The following is a 21852-nucleotide window of genomic DNA, read 5'->3' on the forward strand; positions in this document are numbered from 1 at the left end:
ATATGTACAAATTATTCTTTAAACGATTATTAGACATAATATTGTCATTGCTGGTCCTGATTCTTTTTAGCTGGCTATACATAATACTGGCGATCCTTGTAAGGGTTAAGCTTGGAAGTCCGGTACTCTTTACCCAGGACAGACCCGGAAAGGATGAAAAGATCTTTAAGCTTTACAAGTTCAGATCCATGACGGATGCAAAGGATGAGAACGGGAATCTTTTGCCGGATGAGGATAGACTTCCTGCCTTTGGAAAGAAACTCAGGAGCACCAGCCTTGATGAGCTTCCGGAGTTTTTCAACATCCTTAAAGGGGACATGAGTTTTGTGGGACCAAGACCACTTCTTGTAAAGTACCTTCCCCTGTACAACGAGGAGCAAAGGCATCGTCATGATGTTCGTCCCGGACTTACCGGCTGGGCACAGGTCAACGGCCGGAACCTCCTTAGCTGGGAGGACAAGTTTGAAAAGGATGTTTACTATGCAAGAAATGTATCCTTTTTACTTGACCTGAAGATCATTTTTAAGACAGTGGCTGTAGTATTCAGTCACACGGGTATCAGCAGTGAAAATGATGCCACAATGGAGGCCTTCACAGGCACCAAACCTAAGGAATAACGAGAGGATTTATTGATGAATATTCTGTTTTGCAGCGTAGGAAGAAGATGTGAGCTGTTAAAGGATTTTAGAAATACACTGGGAGACAAGGTAAAGATTGTTGTTACAGATAACAGTCATTTTGCTCCGGCCCTTGCTTTTGCAGACGTGAGCTACCAGGTTCCACTGATCACTCATAAGGATTATATCCCAACGGTCCTTGAGATCTGCAAAAATGAAAAGATTGATGCTGTCACAACACTCATAGACCCGGAGATTGCCATTCTTGCAGAGCACAGAGCTGAGTTCGAGGAGATAGGTGTTGAGGTCCTTGCACCTTACATTGAGACTGCAAGACTTTGCTTTGATAAATATGAGATGTACAGATACCTGTCAGAAAAAGGCGTAAATACTGTCAGGACCTTTGGAAACATCGGGGACTTTAAAGCAGCCTTTAATGCCGGAGAGATCTCTTTTCCTGTGTTCGTAAAACCCAGGACCGGTAGCGGAAGCGTAGGAGCAAGGCGTGTTGAGTCCCTGGAGCTTTTAGAGGAGCTCATGGCAAGGGATGAGTCACTTATCGTTCAGGAGCTTATGACAGGAAAAGACATGGATGCGGATATCTACGTTGATACCGTAAGCCACGAGCCTGTAGCAGTATTTTCCAAGAAAAAGATATCCACCACCATTGGCGGAGCAAATAAGACAATATCCTTTAAGGATCAGGCGCTGTTTGACTTTGTTACTGATGCACTTAAGGTTTTTGAGTTTAACGGACCTCTTGATATGGATCTCTTTTACCAGGATGGAAAGTACTATCTGTCTGAGATCAATCCAAGATTTGGAGGAGCATATCTCCATGCCTACGGCGCAGGGGTGGACTTCATAAAGTTCATCTACAACAATGTAGTGAATAAGCAGGCTAACAAGCCCTGCATCGGTGAGTATGAAGAGGATGTTGTAATGATGATGTATGACAGCGTTGTCATTGACAGTCTCGCACACTTGAAGGAAAGGACTAAGGAAATCTGAGCATGCGGATACTGATCCTTTCAAATTATGCAAACGGCATATGGCTCTACAGAAAAGAGCTGGTTCAGTCCTTTATAGACGATGGCCACGAGGTTTACATTTCTGTTCCGCCGGATGAGAACTGTGAAAAGCTCACAAAGCTTGGCTTTACTGTGATCGAGACAAAGCTGGACAGACATGGACTTAACCCCATTAAGGATATGGCTCTTTTCAGAGAATATCTGAAGCTGATAAAGAAATACAGGCCAGGGGTGGTTTTGACCTATACCATTAAGCCCAATATATACGGGGCTTCGGCGGCGAGATTAAAGAGAGTGCCTTATATTTGTAATATCACAGGCCTGGGAAAGGCTGTTCAGGGAGGCGGACTATTAAGCAGGGTCCTGGTGTCCATGTACAGGTTTTCCATGGGAAAGGCCAGAAAGGTCTTTTTCCAGAATGAAGGAAACATGAAGATCCTTCAAAAAAGAGGCATTGCAAAGAAGAATGCTGCGCTGCTTCCTGGGTCAGGTGTTAATACCACAGAGCATCCACTTCGGGATTATCCTGATGAGAGTGGCGGTATCATTATCCTGGCGGTCCTTAGAATGATGAAGGATAAGGGCGTTGGAGAATACCTGGAGGCAGTAGAAAAGCTCTCGGATAAGCTTCCTAATCTTAAGTTTGAACTGGTAGGTGAGTACGAGGAGGACGAGAGACATATTTATGAGCCTATGATCGAGGCTCTGGTGTCCAAGGGAATTCTTAAGTACTATGGTCACATAGACAATGTGGAGGAGGTAATGTCTCGATGCCACGTGGTGGTACATCCTTCCTACCATGAGGGAATGTCAAATGTGCTTTTGGAGGCAGCAGCCTGCGGAAGACCTGTTCTTACCAGCAACATCCCCGGCTGCAGGGAAGCAGTAATAGAGGGAAAGAACGGATTCCTGTTCAGGTCCGAAAGTGCCGAGGCGCTTATATCGTCCATCGAAAAGATCGCGTCTCTTAGTACTGAGGAGAGGAAGGCCATGGGCCTTGAGGGCAGGAAATTCATAGTTGAGAATTTTGACCGCGATATCATAATAAGCAGGTACAGACAGGAACTTGCCAAGCTGTGATATAATATAGTATTGCGAGAGTCACATATTTTTGGAGGAAATACAATGGATTTATATGAGAAGCTCCTTGCCGGAGAAGAAAAGCTTTCACTTGTAGGACTTGGATACGTTGGTATGCCTATCGCTGTAGCCTATGCCAAGAAGATCAAGGTTGTTGGATACGACTTCAACGCCGAGAAGGTTGAGCTTTATAAGAGAGGAATCGATCCCACCAGAGAGGTTGGAGATCAGGCGATAAAAGAGACATCAGTTGAATTCACAGCTGATCCTGAGAAACTCCGTGAGTGTAAGTTCCACGTTGTGGCAGTTCCTACACCTGTTAATGACGATCATACACCGGATCTTTCACCGGTTGAGGGCGCTAGCCATACACTTGGAAAATACCTTACAAAGGGAAGTATCGTTGTTTATGAGTCAACAGTATATCCCGGAGTTACAGAGGACATCTGCGTGCCTATCCTTGAGCAGGAGTCAGGCCTTAAGTGCGGTGTTGATTTCAAGATCGGATACTCACCTGAGAGAATCAATCCCGGTGATAAGGTTCACAGACTTGATACCATTACAAAGATTGTTTCCGGTATGGATGAGGAGACTTTGGATACAGTAGCTAAGGTGTACAGCCTTGTTGCTCTTGCAGGTGTTTATAAGGCACAGTCCATCAAGGTTGCTGAGGCAGCTAAGGTTATTGAGAACTCACAGCGTGATATCAATATCGCCTTCATGAACGAGCTTTCCATGATCTTCCACAAGATGGATATTGATACTAAGTCTGTTTTGGAAGCAGCAGGAACAAAGTGGAACTTCCTTAAGTTCTTCCCTGGTCTTGTTGGTGGACACTGCATCGGTGTTGACCCTTACTACCTTACCTATAAGGCAGAGGAGCTTGGATATCACTCACAGATCATTCTTTCCGGAAGACGTATCAACGATGACATGGGCAAGTACATTGCAGAGAGCTGTGTAAAGAACCTTATTGCAGCTGACATTCCTGTAAAGAATGCAAAGGTTGCCATCCTTGGATTTACCTTTAAGGAGAACTGCCCTGATACAAGAAATACAAAGGTTATCGACATCTACAACGAGCTTGGTGAGTATGGAATCAAGCCTGTAGTAGTAGATCCTCAGGCAGACTCTGACGAGGCAAAGAGACTCTATGGCATTGAGTTTGACTCAATGGATGCTGTTAAGGATATGGATGCAGTTATTGTTGCTGTTTCACATGAAGATTTCAAGGCATATAAGCCTGATGACATCAGAAAGTTCTTCAATCCTGCCCACAGCACTAAGGTATTCCTTGACCTCAAGGGCATCTACGATATGAACGAATATAAGGCTCCCGAGTTCGATTATTGGCGACTATAAGGATTCAAAGTCATGGAAATTTCATGCGTGTAGGATTGCGAGAGCGTAAGCGGAGCAATCCGTATAGTCGTGTATAAGTAAAAACGCAGAAAGGATTAAAAATGGGTTTTAAAGAGTTAAAATTTCCCGAAAACAGCGTATTCCTTGTAACAGGAGGCGCTGGCTTTATCGGATCAAATATCTGTGAGGCTCTTCTTGATATGGGCTACACAGTAAGATGTATGGACAATCTTTCCACTGGACATATCGAGAACATCCAGCCATTTATGGAGAATCCAAAGTTTACTTTCCTTGAGAAGGATATCAGGGATCTGGATGCATGTATGGAGGCCACTAAGGGCGTAGATTACGTTCTCAATGAGGCTGCCTGGGGAAGTGTTCCAAGAAGTATTGAGATGCCTCTTCTTTACGAGGAGATCAATATCCGTGGAACTCTCAACATGATGGAAGCATCAAGACAGAATGGTGTAAAGAAATTCGTCTATGCTTCAAGCTCATCAGTTTATGGTGATTCAACAATACTTCCTAAAAAGGAAGGACAGGAGGGAAATGTTCTTTCTCCTTATGCTCTCACCAAGAAGACTGACGAGGAGTATGGAAAGCTTTATAAGAGCCTTTACGGCTTGGATACATATGGCCTTAGATATTTCAACGTGTTCGGAAGAAGACAGGATCCTAACGGCGCATATGCAGCTGTTATTCCAAAGTTCCTTCGCCAGCTCATGAACGGTGAGACACCTACCATCAACGGCGATGGAAAGCAGTCCAGAGACTTTACTTACGTTGACAACGTTATTGAAGGTAACCTTCGCGCCTGCCTTGCTTCTTCAGATGTAGCAGGAGAGGCTTACAACATTGGCGCCGGCGGAAGAGAGTTCCTTATTGATGTTTATCATCATCTGACAGAAGCGCTTGGAATGGACCTTGAGCCTAACTTTGGACCACCACGTGCCGGAGATATCAGGGATTCAAATGCAGATATCTCAAAGGCCAGAAAGAACCTTGGCTACGATCCTTCCTATGACTTCAAGGCAGGAATCCAGCTTGCAATAGAATGGTATAAGGCAAACCTGTAAGATATAGGGATTCAAAGTCATGGAAATTTCATGCTTGCATGACAATTTACATGACCTTGAAGACCGAACGAACATGAGGAAAAAAGATACGCGAAGAATGAGCGGATCGATTTCCGAATGCTCGTAGCATGACGAGAACGAAGTGGAGTCATGCGTATATATTACAACAAGGTAGATGTATGAAGATAACTATTCGAATGGATGACATTACGCCGGATATGGACTACGCGAAGTTCTCCAGATTTAAGGCGCTTTTAGATAAGCATGACATAAAGCCTCTTATCGGTGTTGTGCCTGAGAATAAAGATGAAAAGCTTGCAATAGAAGAGCCCCATGAGGATTTCTGGAGCATGGTAAAAGAGCTGCAGGAAAAGGGCTGGACTGTTGCTATGCATGGTCTGAATCACCTCTATACCACCAAGGCAGCAGGGCTTTTCCCTATAGGTGGTAAATCCGAGTTTGCAGGTCTTTCCCTTGTAAAACAGGATGAGATGATAAGAGAGGGCAGACGCATATTGAGCATGAACGGTATTTCCACCGACATCTTCATGGCGCCCTCCCACTCCTTCGACAAGAACACACTCCGGGCCCTTAAGAAGAACGATTTCTTCATCCTGACAGATGGCTTTGGAACTCAGCCCTTCCGCTCAGAAGGCATGATCTTCTACCCCATCTCCGTCAAACGCAACAGTTCTCTGAAAGATGAAAGAGAAGGTCTTGTCACCTTCGTCTACCACTGCAACACCATGGAGGACAAGGACTTTGACAACCTCGAGAGCTTATTAGAGACTGGAAAAGTTGTGTCCTATTCGGAGTACAGACAATTTGACATAAAGGACCGCAATGTATTTGGGAACGCGTGGCAGTACATTATTGCCAAGACAAAGTACATAGCTGTGCAAATCAAGAAGTATATATAAGTGAATAACAGGGTCAAAAGTCCGGCTTGGTGGCTGCGCTCGCCCCTTCAGCAAATGTTATGTGTAAGGAGCGATTGTAGCTCTATGGAGAGAAGACTGGCTCCCAGCCTGGCTTCTCGGAATGTCAGAGCTATGAGCGACGGCGCATACATTTGCTGAAGGGGCGAGCGCAGCCACCAAGCCGGACTTTGATCCGTCAACACACTATTAAAACAACGAGGAACGAGGAGATGGAAGGGTTCGGACAGATTCGTGTGCTCCACGTACTGGGGGTACTGGGGCTTGGTGGAGCTGAGTGCAGAATAATCGATCTATACAGAAATATGGACAGGGATAAGATCCAGTTTGATTTCCTGGTCCATTATTCACCTGAAAAAACAGGAAAGAAGAGTCCGACTTCTGATGAACTGATGGCAGTTCGAGAGCCGGACTATTTTGATAATAGCGTATATAAGCTTGGAGGCCGTATTTTCTGCCTTCCAAGGTTCAACGGAAAAAATATCGTTGAGTACAGAGCAGCTATCAAGCGCTTTTTTGCTGAGCACCCAAATGAGTGGAAGGTTGTCCAGGGTCATATGACCAGTACAGCAGCTATTTACCTTCCTATAGCAAAAAAAGCCGGAATACCTGTAGTGGTAGCCCATGCCAGAAGCGCCGGAGTGGACAACGGTATTAAGGGCATGGCAACAAGGCTACTTCGAGCTCCACTTCAAAAGGGCGATATAACAGACTATAACTTTGCCTGCTCCAGAGAAGCCGGCTACTCAGTTTTTGGAAAAGAGCTGATGGATACAGGAAGGGTAAGGATCATCCCCAATGCCGTTAACCTAAAGCACTTTGCCTATGACCCTGAAAAGAGAGAAAAGATAAGGGAAGAGCTTGGGGTATCAAATGCTCTGGTGATCGGACATGTAGGAAGCTTTAGATATGCCAAAAACCACGAGTTCCTTCTGGAGGTTTTTGCTCAGGTCTGCAGACTTCTTGATAACGACGACCTTAATCAGTACAGTATGCTTCATGGAATGCGAATAAAGCTTTTGATGCTCGGAAGCGGAAATCTGATGGAGGATATGAAGAAGCTTGCTGTTAAGCTCCATATTGCTGACAGATGCATTTTTGCAGGAAATAAGTCCAATGCCAGTGACTACTATCAGGCTATGGATTATTTCTGTTTCCCTTCAAGATACGAGGGACTTCCCGGAAGTGTTGTGGAGGCTCAGGCAGCAGGACTTCAGTGCCTTGTTTCTGACGCCATAACTCCTGAGGTTAATGTGACAGAGCTTGTTTCCATGATGAGCATTAAGTCAGAACCCAGGGACTGGGCAAGGAAGATTATAGATGATCTTATGCTGAGGGAGGACTACCATAGCGATCCTTTGGCAGAGGAGATCAAGCTCAATCAGACCCTGACAAAAATAGCTGGTGAGAGAAGAGAGAGTGTATTTGAGACAGATGATACACCGGACTTTGATATTCTTGACGCCGGAACAGGGTTTGAAGCTATAAACGTTCCTGATAAGCCTTCTAAGAGACATCGCCGTGCTATAGAGTTTTCCATTGGCGACAGACAGCAGAGCTCAGAGTACATACTGGGAAAGTTAAAGGCTGCTGGCTTTGATGTAAAGAGTCAGGCAAAGATGATGTCAGCATTTTACCAGAGAGGTTACTTTTAATGGATTCTAAAAAGAAAAATCTTATGCTGATGGTTCCTATGCTCCATCAGGGGGGATTTGAGAGAGTCTGCGTTAAGACAGCGAGACTCATGCAGGAATATTACAATGTTTATATTCTTATCTTCAGCTCCAAGGACATCAACTATGATGTGACAGGACTGAATGTTATAGACATTGATGTCCCTTCACAAAAGGGCCTTATAAATAAGGTCTTCAATGTTTTTAAGAGAGTAAATAAGACCAAAAAGATAAAAAAAGAGCTGGGAATAGACATCTCCTACAGCTTTGGAAGCAGTGCTAATTACGTCAACACTCTTTCAAATATGGGAGAAAAGGTCCTCACAGGATTAAGGTGTCAGACCGACATGGAAGGAACAAGGCAGGTAAAGCTCTTTTGCCGAAAGTCAGATCAGGTGCTGTCCTGCTCCAAGGAAATCGTAAGGCAGCTTAAGAGCGATTTTGACTATGACAGAAGTACCTATATCTACAATCCTCTGGATGTGGAGGATATCCGGAACAAGGCCATGGATCCGTTGGATGACTTCCCGTTCATAGGAGATGACATTAAGGTTATTTCCTGCTCTGCTAGAAACGATTACATCAAGGGCATCTGGCACCTGGTAAAGGCATTTTCACTGGCTCAGGTGAAGCACCCGGAGCTCAGGCTGGTGGTTTTGGGAGCTGGTAACTGGGAGAAATACAACGAGCTTTCCAAGGCTCTTGGGATAAAAGACAAAGTGGCTTTTGTGGGGCTTAAAAAGAACCCCTTCCCCTATGTGGCAGCATCTGACCTGTATGTTTGCAGCTCAAATCACGAGGGATTTCCCAATGCAGTGCTTGAGGCCATGGCCCTTAAAAAACCTGTGATCTCAGCAGACTGCAAGACCGGACCAAGAGAGATCCTTTTATCAGAAAAAGAGTATGAGGAGCTGATCGAGAAAATCCCTGACGGTAGCAGCATTACCGCTCCAATAAGGGGTGAATATGGTATTCTTATCCCGGACATGGATCAGGAGGAGAACTTCGATCCTGAGTACGTGACAGAGGGAGAGAGGATCCTTTCAAGTGAGATAGTAAGGCTTCTGGATGATGAAAACGGTCTTTCAGATTATGCTGAAAGGTCTAATAAGAGAGCTATGTTCTACACACCGGATTCCTATAAAGACAGTATCCATGAGATCTTAAAGAGGTATGAATAATGCATTATAAGGTTGTTGTTTTTGGAGTAAAAGACACTTCAGAGAATATCATAGAGTTTATCCAGAGCGAGATATGCAAGGTGGATCTTGTGATCACCATTGCACCAAAGGTTTTAGAGCACAATCAGGTGTCTGGTTTTAAGGGACTTTCTTTCCTGACTGACAAGTACGGGATCCCTGTTCATGAGGCAGACAGTTACTTCCTTAATGATGAGAAGACTAAGGCTTTCATGACAGAGAACACCTTTGATATCGGAATTGTAATGGGATGGCAGAGGCTGATCCCCAAGGAGGTTTTGGACTGCTTTAAGGAGGGTATTTTTGGTTTCCACGGAAATGCAGGCTACCTTCCCTTTGGAAGAGGAAGATCACCTCTTAACTGGTCAATGATCCTTGGAGACACCAGATTTAATCTGAATCTTTTTAAGTATGATGAGCATGCAGACAGCCCAAATGTCTTTTCCACAGAGATGTTCCAGATAAATGAGCACGATGACATAAGGACTGCTCAGTACAAGAACATGATCTGCTCAAAGAATCTTATCAGAAAGCTCCTTACCACCTACATGGAAAAGGGCCACGTGGAGATCCATACTGATTCAAAAGATTTTGATTCATGGTACAATAAACGTACAGCGGCAGATGGAAAGATAGACTTTAAGGACAGAACAAGGAACATCTACAACCTGATAAGGGGTGTTGCTGCTCCTTTCCCCGGAGCCTTCTGCTATGCGGATGAAGAGGATGATGCTCACAAGGTAACTGTTTGGGAGGCACATCCCTTTGATGAGATGATCGATTTCTCTGGCTATGCACCGGGAGAGATTGCAGATATTTTTGATGGAAAGCTTGTGGTGAGAACTGTGGACGGATCACTTCTGATCGATAGATATGAGTGTGACACAACACTCAACAAGGGAATGGTACTTAAGTAATATGGAAAGCATTGCGTTTCATTTAAACTGTCTGGTTAAGGGCGGCGCAGAGAGAGTTGTTTCAAATCTTGCGAACCAGTTTGCCAGCGAAGGAATTAAAGTTTACGTTGCCACAGAGTGGCAGGATGAGGATGAGTTCCAGCTGGACGAGAGGGTAACCAGAGTCCATGTGGGGCTTCGTCCAGAGGATGAAAAGAAAAATCGTGTAACAAAGTTTTTTCTGCGAATAAAATACCTGAAGGAATTCATAAAGGAATATCACCCACAGGTTCTGGTGGCATTTGCCCAGAGAGCCAATTACAGGGCGCTGATGGCAGCAGGTAACAGCGACATTCCTGTCGTTATTTCCATAAGAACAGACCCGGTGGGACACTACGATGCTTTTTCCGACAAGGTACAGATAAAGTGGCTCTTCCCCAAGGCAGCCGGCTGTGTGTTCCAGACAACGGGACAGAAGGAGTTCTTTAAGCCTTATCTTCAGGAGAATTCCACAATAATTCTAAACCCTGTAAATCCCAAATACTTTGGACTTAAAAAACCGGAGAAGAGGGAAAAGGTTGTAATGCATCACGCAAGGCTTGTGGACTTCAAAAACCAGCCACTTCTTTGTGAAGCCTTCGTGGAGGTTCATAAAAAGCACCCGGACTATGTGCTTAAGATCTTTGGCCCTGACTCCTTTGACGGGACAAAAGAGATACTGGAAAAGATAATCGCTGACAATCACGCGGAAGACTATATCCTTCTTATGGGAGGCTCGGATGAGCTTGAAAAAGAGATCCCTAAGGGCGCAGTGTACGCCTTTACTTCCGACTGGGAGGGACTTCCTAATTCACTGCTGGAAGCCATGGCAATGGGAATGCCAATAGTTGCAACAGACTGTCCCTGCGGAGGACCTAAGACTGTCATGACTGATGGCAAGAACGGACTTCTGATCCCAATAAAAGACAAGGACGCTCTTGTAGCAGGTCTTAACAGGCTTATTGAGGACCCTGAACTGGCTGAAAGGCTCGGGGATGAAGCAGCAAAGATAGAAGAGATCACCAATGCCCAGGCTATATTTGTTCAGTGGAGAGACTACCTGGATAAGGTAATAGCTGATTTTAAGAAAAAGAAATAAGAGAGGATGATCATATGTTTTCATTTGATGATTACAGACAGATAATAAAACTCATTAAAGAAACAGGCAGATATGCCACTAGCTATGAAGAGGCAAGGAACATGGATGAGTTCATCATCATGCGCCATGATGTTGAGTACTCTGTAGAGAGAGCCTATGCCCTTTCAAAGGTTGAGGAAAGCATGGATTTCAGATCTACCTTCTTCTTCCAGTGGACCAACAACTCCTACAATATCCTCTCAAGAAAGAACAGAGACATACTTACAGATATGCACGAGAGAGGTCAGAATATCGGTCTTCACTTTGCCCTTAATGGAATGACAGACATGAGACTTATCCGCGACAGGATAAAGCAGGAAATTGATATGCTAAGCAACATGCTTGGATTTGAGATCACCTCTTTTTCCATTCACAGACCTTCTCCCAGTGTGCTTGCAGAGAACATTAAGCTTAACGGGATAATCAATGCCTATCAGGACGAGTTCTTCTCTTTTGACCCAAAGGCTACTCCTGAGTCTAAGCTTGAGATAAAGTACATGTCAGATGCTAACCATATCTGGAGATATGGCTATCCTGATGAGGAGACCTTAAACAGCCATGACAAGATCCAGATCCTGACTCATCCTTTCGCATGGACCAAGAAGGGATACGACAATCTGGAGAATTATAAGACTCTGGTTAATGAGAAATATGTGGAACTTATTGATTCCATTGACAATGAATGTAAGGACTTTGGTCCTCTTAGAGACAACTTTGAGAAGCTCCCTATAGAGATGTGAGGCTAGCCAGTAGATGTGCGGAATTTGCGGATACGTATCAAAAAAGAGAATAACCACTGATGAGCTTCGCATCATGAATGATACCATGTATCACCGTGGCCCTGATGACAGCGGAGTAGAGATCTTTGAGGGGACTGATGACTACTGCATCGGTTTTGCTCAGAGAAGACTTGCAATTCTTGATCTTTCCCCCTTGGGACATCAGCCCATGCATTCGGAGAACGGAAGGATCTCCGTTGTGTTTAACGGTGAGATCTACAACTTCCTTGAACTCAAGGAGGAGCTTTCCGATTATCACTTTAAGTCCACCTGTGATACAGAGGTTCTGATCGCTGCTTACCTTAAATGGGGCATTGATATGGTGGACCACATTCATGGAATGTTTGCCATTGCCCTTTATGACAGGGAGAGCGAGGATGTTTTCCTTATCCGTGACAGGATTGGAAAAAAGCCTTTGTTTTACTGGATTGATGGAAAGAACATCGTCTTTGCCTCTGAGCTTAAGCCCATTTTGAAGTGCCCTGGATTTAAGCCTGAGATAAGAAGACAGCTTCTTCCAAGGTATCTGTATCAGCAGTATATTTCCGCTCCGGAATCAATTTTTACAGATGTTTACAAGCTTGAAGCCGGAAGCGTTCTTAAGTTCCACAACGGAGAAATAAAGAAGTGGAAGTACTGGAATATCAGGGATGTATATGCCAAGATGAGTCAGGATCCTGTAAGGAGCTACGAGGAGGCAAAGGATGGTCTTAAGACCCGCCTTAAGAACTCAGTAGTATCCAGGATGATCGCTGACGTTCCTCTTGGAACCTTTTTATCAGGAGGCTATGATTCATCCCTTGTTACAGCAATTGCCCAGGAGTTTTCAGATAAACCCGTCAAGACTTTCTGTATCGGTTTTGATGTAAAGGAATATAACGAAGCCAAGTATGCCAAGGAGATAGCCCAGTATCTTGGCACGGATCATACAGAACTTTATATCTCAGAAAAAGAGATGTTTGATCTGGTCAGCAGCATTCCCCAGTACTACGACGAACCCTTTGCCGATAACTCGGAGATACCGTCAATGCTGGTCAGCAAGCTGGCAAAAAAAGACGTGACTGTTGCTCTTTCCGGCGATGGAGGAGACGAGTTCTTTTGTGGCTACAATGTCTATGACAATGTGGGACAGGCACAGAAGCTTGAGATCCCTGGAGCTATTGTAAATGCCTTAGGACAGATTCCTGTAGGGGGCGGAAAGCTCCTTGACAAGATGCCCTTCAGGGTAAGGGTTGTGGCTTCCAACAGAGACCCTGAGACCAAGACTCAGCTTGTGTCAGAAGGTTACGTAAAGGCTGCCCATGCCTTTATTTCAGGAAAAGAGATGCTGGATATTCCGGTGCATGCCCTGGACTACCTCAGCACAGACTTTAATCTTTCCATAAATGAAGCACCGGTTCTATATCCTTTTGAGAGCATCTACTGCGTAGACAACTTCCAGACAAGAAGGATGCTTCTTGATATGGATACCTATCTTCCGGAGGACATTCTGGTGAAGATGGACAGAGCGTCCATGAAGTATTCACTGGAGAACAGATGCCCCATTATGGACACAGAGGTAATGGAGTATTCCTTCAGGATACCCCACAGATTTAAGTACTACCATGGAGATAAGAAGCATATCCTTAAGGATATTGCCTACGACTATATTCCAAGAGAACTTTTGGAAAGACCAAAGACAGGCTTTGGTGTTCCCATGGATCAGTGGCTAAGGGGCCCATTAAAGGAAGCGCTTCTTGACTACAGCAGCACTTCTTTCCTTAAGAGGCAGGGAGTTTTTGACGCTGATTATGTATCGAAATTTATAAATAACTATGTGGTAAAGGGAGACGGAGGTCCGGCTACAGGTGCAAACTTCAGCAAGGTTGCCTGGGCGTTCTTCATCTTCCAGCAGTGGTATAGTTACTATCTTCAGTAATAAAAGGAGACGGATTATGACAAGAGAAGAAGTATTTGAAAAGATAAATGAAGTATTCAGGGATGTCTTTGAGGATGACGACATCACAGTAACCGATGAGACTACAGCAGCCGACATCGAGGACTGGGATTCCTTAGAGCACATCAACCTGGTAAATGCCATTGAGCAGGAGTTTGGAATCAAGTTCAATATGGGACAGATCGTATCCATGAAGAACGTTGGTGAGATGGCAGACATCATCATGAGCAAGATCTGATAATTTGCGAAAAAAGGAAATGCCGGGAACTATGAACGAATACAGATATTCAGATTTGGTCTCAAAGGAAGAAAATAAGGAAAACTACACCAGGACGGAGTTTACAGTTACCGTCACAAAGGAGATGATGGAGAAATTCCTGGATATCACAGGGGATGTAAATCCCCTTCACAACGACGCTGAATATGCAAAGTCAAAGGGCTTTAATGACAGGGTTGTGTACGGTATGCTGGTGGCTTCTATGTATTCAACACTGGCAGGAGTCTACCTTCCCGGGAAGTATTGTATACTTCAAAGCGTGGATTCCTCCTTCAGGTTCCCTGTGTTTATTGGAGATACACTGACTGTATCAGGATTTGTTAAGCAGAAATTTGAAACCACAAGGACCATGGAGATAGCTGCCCAGATCGTAAATCAGGACGGCAAAAAGGTTGGAAAGGCCAAAATACAGGCCGGGTGCATAGATGAATAAGAACGTATTTCTGATACTTGGAGCTTCTTCAGATCTTGGAGTTGTCCTTGTAAACAAACTGAATGAGGATTACAGTGACAGCGTTTTTGTGCTGCACTACAACTCCAATGACGCCCGTCTTAAGGAAATTTCTTTTGCTAACGGAAACAGTGCAGAGCTTGTAAAGGCAGACCTCTCATCCAAGGAGGATACAAAGGCTTTGATAGAGAGCCTTAAGGGAAAAGAGCTTGTGCCTACACATATAGTTCAGCTCTCAGCTTCAAAGATGATGTTCACAAAGCTGAAGGACTTTGATCAGGACAGACTTGATAGAAATGTCAGGATCCAGGTCTACTCTTTTGTAGAGATATTAAAGGCATTTTTGCCTGCCATGGTAAAGAGGAAGGATCACAACAAGGTTGTGGCTGTAGTTTCCTCCGTGGTTAATGGTAAGCCTCCTAAATCCATGCTGGAGTACACTCTTGTTAAGGATATGCTCCTTGGAGTGATCAAGCAGCTGGCAGCAGACAATGAGGGCAAGAAGATCAATATAAATGCCGTATCACCCTCAATGATACAAACACAGTTTTTATCTGATCTTGATCCAAGACTTGTGGAGATGGCAGCTGAGGCAAGCCCCGAAGGGAGAAATGCCACAGTGGAGGATGTTGTTCCGGCAATCAGCTTTCTTTTGTCAAAGGACAGCAATTATATGAACGGAGTTAACCTTAACGTCAGCAACGGAAGCGTTATAGTGTGAGATTGGGGATTACAGATAAGTGACAGAAACGGGTGCATCTAGCAAAAAGCATATAGCCATGTACATCGGTTCGCTCCAGAAGGGCGGAGCCGAGAGGGTTATGGTAAATCTGGCGGAGTACTTTTTTGAGCAGGGATACAAGGTCACCCTGGTGACTACTTACCTGGCAAAGGAGGAGTACGAGGTTAAGCACGCCACCTGGACCAGAGTTCCTGCCGGTGCTGACAGAGCAGTACTTGTGGCGGATACGGAAGAGAACCCTGCCTGGATTGACCCTGAAGGGGGAGAAAAGGATGGCATCGGAAGAGTCTTTTCTGCCCTTTTAAAGAGCGAGCAGAAGGGAAGAGCCCATAACCTGAAAGCCAGAAGCGAGAAGCTTCGCGCTATTTGGAGACAGCTACAGCCTGATCTGGTACTTAGTTTTATCGGGAAGAATAATATAATGGCTCTTTCAACAGCCACCAGAGAGGGAATAAAGGTGGTGGTTTCTGTAAGAGCTGACCCCGATATGGAATATGATACCTTTGCCCTTAAGTCCGGAATGCTTTCTACCTTTGGAAAGGCTTCTGGAATCGTGGTTCAGTCCACAGGTGCCAAGGAATGGTTTCCGAAATTTTTGCAGAAGAAATGCATCATACTTCCAAACTCAGTGAATCCATCCTTTATCCGAAAGAGATATTTCGGAGACAGGGAAAAGAGAATTGTAATGGTGGGAAGGCTTGATGAGAACAAGAATCAGGCCATGGTAATAGAGGCTTTTAAGGAGGCTACGATAGATAAGTATCAGGACTTCCGTCTTGTGATCTATGGAGATGGTCCTGACAGATTAAAGCTCCAAAGGAAGGCCGAGAGTCTTGGCATTGCATCAAGAGTAGAGTTCAAGGGAATGGTAAAGCATGTGGCTGAACATGTGGAGAAATCCTATATGTTCATTCTGGCATCTTCCCAGGAGGGAATGCCTAACTCCCTTATCGAGGCCATGAGCCTTGGAGTTGCCTGCATTTCCACTGACTGCCCCTGCGGAGGACCGGCGGACCTTATTGTTGATGGAATAAACGGGCTGTTGGTGCCTGTTAAAGACACTAAGGCTATGACGGAAGCTATACGAAAGCTTCTTGATAACAAGACTCTTACAGATAATCTTGGGGCAGCAGCTTCCAAGATCCAGAGTAAGATCGCTCCCGATGTGGTAAACCAGATGTGGAGAGATTACCTGGATGGAATTATGAAGGGATAATTTTATTCATGAAGGAATTAGAGTATCCATTTGACAGCAGTTACATAATGAAAAAATCAAAGGGCCTGAAGAAGGCTCTTTTAGCTGATGGGAGTGACAGAATCCATAAGAAGATCGCAGTTCTTGGTGGATCTACTACCCATGACATCATAAAGGTTTTAGAGCTGTTTCTTTTGAACTATGGCATAGAGCCGGAGTTCTACGAATCAGAGTACGGCCAGTACTGGCAGGATGCCATGTTCCCGGGAGAGGAGCTTAAGCTTTTTAACCCGGACGTGATCTTCATCCATACCAGCAACAGGAATATTCTGGATTACCCTGTAATGGGGGATGACGTGGCAGCAGTTGATGGAAAGCTTAATAAGGTTTACAGCCACTTTGAGACCATGTGGAAGAAGTTAAAAGAGCTGTACCACTGCCCTATAATCCAGAATAACTTTGAAGCTCCTTTTTTCAGACTCCTTGGAAATCGCGACGGAGCGGATGTTCACGGAAGGCTCTCTTTTATTAACAGACTAAACGAGAAATTCAGTGAATATGCAAGAAACGCTGAGGCTGAAGGAGACAGCTTTTTTATCAATGATATCAACTATCTGGCTGCCTGCTACGGCCTTGATAAGTGGTCAGATACTCTGGCCTGGCATATGTACAAGTATGCAATGTGTATTCCTGCAATTCCCTACGTGAGCTTCAATGTAGCTAACATAATCAAGTCCATCTACGGTAAGAACAAAAAGGGCCTGGTTCTGGATCTTGATAACACCCTATGGGGCGGAATTGTTGGAGACGACGGAGTTGATGGCATTGAGATAGGCCAGGAGACCAACATGGGTCAGGTTTATCTTGAGTTCCAGAATTATGTGAAGATGCAAAAAGACATTGGAGTGATCCTGGCAGTGGATTCCAAGAACGAGAAGGAAAATGCCATTGCAGGACTTCAGCATCCTGACGGAGCCCTTACTCCTGATGACTTTGTGTCCATAAAGGCTAACTGGGATCCAAAGAGCGAGAACTTCAAGGCTATAGCAAAAGAGCTTACCCTGCTCCCTGAGTCACTGGTGTTTGTGGACGACAACCCGGCAGAGAGGGAGATTGTCACAGCTCAGATTCCCGGAGTTTACGCTCCTGTCATGGACAGTCCGGAAAATTATATAAGAAATATCGATCACTCGGGATTTTTTGAGGTTACCTCTATATCAGAGGATGATAAGAAGAGAAACGAGATGTACATGGCTAATAAGCAAAGGCTTGAGCTGGAGGAGAGTTTTGCTGACTACTCTGAGTATCTTAAGTCCCTGGAGATGGAGGCTGAGATTAAGCCCTTTGAGAAGATGTACATGCCAAGGATCTCTCAGCTAACCAACAAGAGCAATCAGTTTAACCTGACCACAAAGAGATATTCTCAGGATGACATCGAGGCAGCAGCTGCTGATACAGACAACATTACCCTCTACGGAAGGCTTAAGGATAAGTTTGGAGATAATGGAATCGTGTCCCTTGCAATTGGTAATGTAAGGGGGCAGGCTAAGGAGGAGCTCCACATTGTGTTGTGGCTTATGAGCTGCAGAGTGCTTAAGCGCGATATGGAATTTGCCATGATGGATGAGATGGTGAGTGAAGCAAAAGCGCGAGGCGTTAAGACTATCTACGGCTACTACTATCCAACAGCCAAGAATAAGATGGTAAAGGATTTCTATCTGCTGCAGGGATTTGAGAAGGTTTCTGAAGATGCAGAGGGAAACATAACCTTTAAGCTGGACATAAGTGGGGAGTATGATCAGAAGAACCATGTGATCCAGGTTTCGAATAAGTGACATAGGCACTCTGCCTTCCCACGAGGGAGGGCAGAGTTTTTTTGATATTGGTTTTATGTTACAATCAAGGATAATAAGTCTAAATGAGAATTCAGAGGATCGTGTATGTGCGGAATAGCAGGTCTTATCGGCTTTAAGGGGGATGCAAGAGCCAGCGTTGTGAAGATGAATCAGCGTATGCTCCACAGAGGCCCGGATGACGGCGGAATTTTTATAAGTGATGATGGAAATGTGGCGCTTGGACACAGGCGCCTTTCTATTGTGGATCTGTCAAAAAACGGCGCTCAGCCTATGACCTCCCACAGCGGAAGATTGGTGATCGTCTATAACGGCGAGATCTACAATGCCGGAGAAGTGAAAAAGAAGGTGACTTCCGGCGGAGCTGGAGCAGGCAGTAAGTTTCGAGGAACCTCAGATACAGAGGTGCTTCTTGAAGCAATAGAGCGCTTTGGAGTTGCTGATACCCTCAGGATGTGCAAGGGAATGTTTGGCTTTGCTGTTTACGACAGAGAGGCAGGGACAGTTACTCTTGCAAGGGACAGAGTGGGCGAGAAGCCAATGTACTATGGAACTGTCAATGGCTCTTTTGCCTTTGCATCTGACATTGGGTGCCTGAGAGTAGTTGAGGGCTTTGACAACAAGATCAATACTGATGTGCTGGATATATACTTCACTGAAGGTTATATTCCTGCGCCCTATTCCATATATAAAGACATCTATAAACTTGAGGCCGGAACCTTCATGACAGTTAATGTGAAGACTCTGGAGACTAAGACAGAAACCTACTGGTCCATGAAAGAAGCTGCCCTTAGGGGACAGCAGCATCCATTTGCCGGATCCAGACAGGAGGCTGCAGATGAACTTGAAAGGCTTTTGAAGGCCTCCATAAAGGGACAGATGGTTGCAGATGTTCCGGTTGGTGCATTTCTTTCTGCCGGAATCGACAGCTCCACAGTTGTATCCCTTATGCAGGATCTGGCGCCGGGAAAGGTTCGTACCTTCACAATCGGTATGGAAGACCCCAAGTACAACGAGGCTGTTTTTGCTAAAGAGATAGCTCAGCATATTGGGACAGATCACACAGAGCTCTACATTACTGAAAAGGATGCGAAACAGGTGATTCCAAAGCTTGCATCCATGTTTGGTGAGCCTTTTGCTGATTCCTCCCAGATCCCAACTTATCTTGTAAGCAAGATGACAAGGGATCATGTGACAGTATCTCTTTCTGGAGATGGAGGAGATGAGCTGTTTTGCGGATATACCTCCTACGAGTCCATTTCAAGGATCTGGGGAAAGATGGGAAGGATTCCTTACTGGATCAGGAAGCCGGCTAGTTCTATTGTGCTTCACTCACCTCTTGCGAAAAAAGATATCTACAGGATAAAGGGTACTCTTCTTGGGGCAAAGGGACCGGCGGACATTCACAGGATGGAGCATGAGACGGACCCCATAACAAAGCAGATTGCACTTACAAGGGGAACTCTTCCCTACAAATATACAGAGCTTCCAAATGATTTCCTTAAGGAAGTAAACCACGAGACAATGCTGATGGATATGCTGGTTTATCACCCGGACGATATTCTTGTTAAGGTGGACAGGACAGCCATGGCTGTTTCACTTGAGACCAGAGTTCCAATGCTTGATAGGGACCTTTTGGAGTTTGCCTGGACTCTTCCTTTGGAGTACTTAAGGGAAGGCAAGACCGGTAAGCTTGTTCTTAGAGATGTACTTTACAAATACGTTCCAAAGAGTATGATGGAAAGGCCCAAGAAAGGTTTTTCAATCCCAATAGATAAGTGGCTTTTAGAAGGAGAAGTGAGAGACTGGGCAGAAGCTCTTTTGGATAAGAAAAAGATTGCTGCGCAGGGAATCCTTGACCCCGAGGTGGTGGAGAAGATCTGGACTGACTTCACACTTCGCGGCAAATACAGGATCGAGATCTGGTACATATTGATGTTCCAGCAGTGGTATGAAAAGGAATATGAATGATATAGGGATTCAAAGCCGCAATCCGTATATCATTCATAAACATGAGGACATATGGGAATTACAAGCTTTAAATTCCTGTGCTTTTTTGCGCTGGTTTTAATTGTATATTATACGGTGCCTTTACTGTTTAAGAAAAAGGGGCAGTGGATGGTACTTCTTTTGGCAAGCGTGGCCTATTACCTGTTATCAGGCAATGGGCTTCTGATTTTGTACCCCCTTGGTGCATCCCTTGTGACCTGGGGACTTTTGCAGATCCTTGTAAAGACACCTGAGGATAAGCTGGTGAAACGAAGGATCCTTCTTGGTCTTGAGCTCTTTGTTCTTCTTGGAATCCTGATAGTTCTTAAGTACTTGAAGCTTATGACAGGGGGAGGATTACTGGTTCCTCTTGGTCTTTCTTTCTACACCTTCATCCTTCTGGGATACTTTATCGAGGTTTATAACGGTATCAGTCATGCGCAAAAGAGCTTTCTCAGGACGGCACTATTTGGGCTGTACTTTCCGGTTATGATCTCCGGACCTATCATCAAGACAAGGGAGGCGGGAGATCAGTTTTTTGAGTATCATCCTCTTGATTATAAAAATCTTACCTTTGGTCTTCAGAGAATGCTCTGGGGATTCTTTAAGGAGCTGGTAATTTCAGAGCGACTGGCAGTTGTGGTGAATACCATATACGGTAACGACACTCAGTATCAGGGAGCCTATATCTGGCTTGGAACTGTCTGCTTTGCTTTCCAGCTTTATACCAATTTCTCGGGATGTATGGACATCGTCATTGGTCTTTCTGAGACCTTTGGGATTATCCTTCCCGAGAACTTCAAAACTCCTTTCCTTGCAAAGAATATAAGTGAATACTGGAGAAGATGGCATGCTACCCTTGGCACCTGGATGAAGGACAACGTTTTCTATCCGCTCCTTAGGACTAAGGCAATCATGGGCCTTGGAACACGCCTTAAAAAGAGTCTTGGAAAGAAAAAGGGTAAGCAGTATACCACCTACGTTGCTATGTTTATCCTCTGGCTTTCAGTGGGACTTTGGCATGGCGGAGAGATGAAGTATGTCATCGGTTCCGGCCTTCTTCACTGGGCATATATCGTTATCGGGGAGCTGACACTTCCGTTCTTCACCTGGCTCTTTGCTGAGAAGCTTCACATGGATCTTAAGAGCAAGGGAGCTAATGCCTTCAGAGTAGCAAGAACCTTTTTCCTGGTGTGCATAGGTGATCTGTTCTTCAGGTCTGACAATGTACCCCACGCCCTCAGGATGCTTGGAGAGAGCGTATCAGTATTTAACCCGGGGATTTTCTTTGACGGAAGCCTTTTGAATCTGGGGCTTGATCTCATCGAATGGGGGATACTGTTAGTATCTCTGGCGATCCTTATAACTGTATCTGTGCTTCAGTACAGGATGGAATTATGCGCTGAGGGTAAGCTTGAAAACTCCAGCCTTAAGGGCTTTGAAAACGTTAGACAGCTACTGGCCTCCAAGGGCATTGTCCTTAGGTGGGCTGTTCTTATAGCTCTTTTCTTCTACTGCATACTTCTGGCTGAGTATGGCCCGGGATTTAGTGCAGCGGAATTTATTTACAAGGATTTCTGA

General features: G+C 44.9%; 19 protein-coding genes. All 19 read left to right on the top strand.

The annotated features are described in order from the left end of the window. Positions 1–2 precede the first annotated feature (2 nt). The 19 genes from BO18_RS08980 to BO18_RS09070 all read left to right on the top strand — a co-directional run bounded on the left by BO18_RS08980 (position 3) and on the right by BO18_RS09070 (position 21852). Positions 3–617 (top strand): sugar transferase, encoded by a 615-nt coding sequence (locus BO18_RS08980; protein ID WP_034445514.1) that lies wholly within the window; start codon positions 3–5, stop codon positions 615–617. 15 nt (positions 618–632) lie between these two features. Further along, positions 633–1628 (top strand): ATP-grasp domain-containing protein, encoded by a 996-nt coding sequence (locus BO18_RS08985; protein ID WP_185752383.1) that lies wholly within the window; start codon positions 633–635, stop codon positions 1626–1628. Between the two features lie 2 nt (positions 1629–1630). Then, the gene (locus tag BO18_RS08990; protein ID WP_034445516.1) at positions 1631–2728 is read left to right on the top strand and encodes a glycosyltransferase family 4 protein; all 1098 of its coding nucleotides are present in this window, start codon (positions 1631–1633) and stop codon (positions 2726–2728) included. Between the two features lie 45 nt (positions 2729–2773). Beyond that, on the top strand, positions 2774–4090 hold the full coding sequence (locus BO18_RS08995) for a nucleotide sugar dehydrogenase (RefSeq protein ID WP_034445518.1): 1317 nt from the start codon (positions 2774–2776) through the stop codon (positions 4088–4090). Positions 4091–4191: 101 nt separating this feature from the next. Beyond that, positions 4192–5166 carry an SDR family oxidoreductase gene (locus tag BO18_RS09000; protein ID WP_034445520.1) on the top strand — a complete coding sequence of 325 codons (975 nt, stop codon included), beginning with the start codon at positions 4192–4194 and terminating at the stop codon, positions 5164–5166. 179 nt (positions 5167–5345) lie between these two features. After that, complete coding sequence (locus tag BO18_RS09005) at positions 5346–6086, top strand: DUF2334 domain-containing protein (protein ID WP_034445522.1); 741 nt, start codon at positions 5346–5348, stop codon at positions 6084–6086. A 230-nt stretch (positions 6087–6316) separates the two neighbouring features. Continuing rightward, complete coding sequence (locus BO18_RS09010; protein WP_051688599.1) at positions 6317–7759, top strand: glycosyltransferase; 1443 nt, start codon at positions 6317–6319, stop codon at positions 7757–7759. Further along, complete coding sequence (locus tag BO18_RS09015) at positions 7759–8958, top strand: glycosyltransferase (protein ID WP_034445523.1); 1200 nt, start codon at positions 7759–7761, stop codon at positions 8956–8958. The genes BO18_RS09010 and BO18_RS09015 overlap by 1 nt, the downstream gene beginning before the upstream one ends. Continuing rightward, on the top strand, positions 8958–9893 hold the full coding sequence (locus BO18_RS09020) for a methionyl-tRNA formyltransferase (protein WP_034445525.1): 936 nt from the start codon (positions 8958–8960) through the stop codon (positions 9891–9893). Before BO18_RS09015 ends, BO18_RS09020 begins: the two co-directional genes overlap by 1 nt. Position 9894: 1 nt before the next feature. Beyond that, complete coding sequence (locus tag BO18_RS09025) at positions 9895–11010, top strand: glycosyltransferase (RefSeq protein WP_034445527.1); 1116 nt, start codon at positions 9895–9897, stop codon at positions 11008–11010. Between the two features lie 14 nt (positions 11011–11024). Next, positions 11025–11789, top strand: coding sequence for a hypothetical protein (locus BO18_RS09030; RefSeq protein WP_034445529.1), 765 nt, complete (start codon positions 11025–11027; stop codon positions 11787–11789). A gap of 13 nt (positions 11790–11802) precedes the next feature. Beyond that, the gene (gene asnB / locus BO18_RS09035) at positions 11803–13746 is read left to right on the top strand and encodes an asparagine synthase (glutamine-hydrolyzing) (RefSeq protein WP_034445531.1); all 1944 of its coding nucleotides are present in this window, start codon (positions 11803–11805) and stop codon (positions 13744–13746) included. A 16-nt stretch (positions 13747–13762) separates the two neighbouring features. Then, entirely contained in the window at positions 13763–14002 is a 240-nt protein-coding gene (locus BO18_RS09040) for an acyl carrier protein (protein WP_034445533.1), read from the top strand. Positions 14003–14033: 31 nt separating this feature from the next. Further along, positions 14034–14474, top strand: coding sequence for a MaoC family dehydratase (locus BO18_RS09045; protein WP_034445535.1), 441 nt, complete (start codon positions 14034–14036; stop codon positions 14472–14474). After that, positions 14467–15213 (top strand): SDR family NAD(P)-dependent oxidoreductase, encoded by a 747-nt coding sequence (locus BO18_RS09050; RefSeq protein WP_034445537.1) that lies wholly within the window; start codon positions 14467–14469, stop codon positions 15211–15213. Before BO18_RS09045 ends, BO18_RS09050 begins: the two co-directional genes overlap by 8 nt. 19 nt (positions 15214–15232) lie before the next feature. After that, the gene (locus BO18_RS09055) at positions 15233–16450 is read left to right on the top strand and encodes a glycosyltransferase (protein WP_051688600.1); all 1218 of its coding nucleotides are present in this window, start codon (positions 15233–15235) and stop codon (positions 16448–16450) included. 8 nt (positions 16451–16458) lie between these two features. Then, positions 16459–18264, top strand: a complete 1806-nt coding sequence (locus BO18_RS09060) for an HAD-IIIC family phosphatase (RefSeq protein WP_034445539.1) — start codon at positions 16459–16461, stop codon at positions 18262–18264. Positions 18265–18369: 105 nt separating this feature from the next. Beyond that, complete coding sequence (asnB, locus tag BO18_RS09065) at positions 18370–20253, top strand: asparagine synthase (glutamine-hydrolyzing) (protein ID WP_034445541.1); 1884 nt, start codon at positions 18370–18372, stop codon at positions 20251–20253. A 51-nt stretch (positions 20254–20304) separates the two neighbouring features. Continuing rightward, on the top strand, positions 20305–21852 hold the full coding sequence (locus BO18_RS09070) for an MBOAT family O-acyltransferase (protein ID WP_034445543.1): 1548 nt from the start codon (positions 20305–20307) through the stop codon (positions 21850–21852).

Source organism: Butyrivibrio sp. AE2032, from assembly GCF_000702965.1.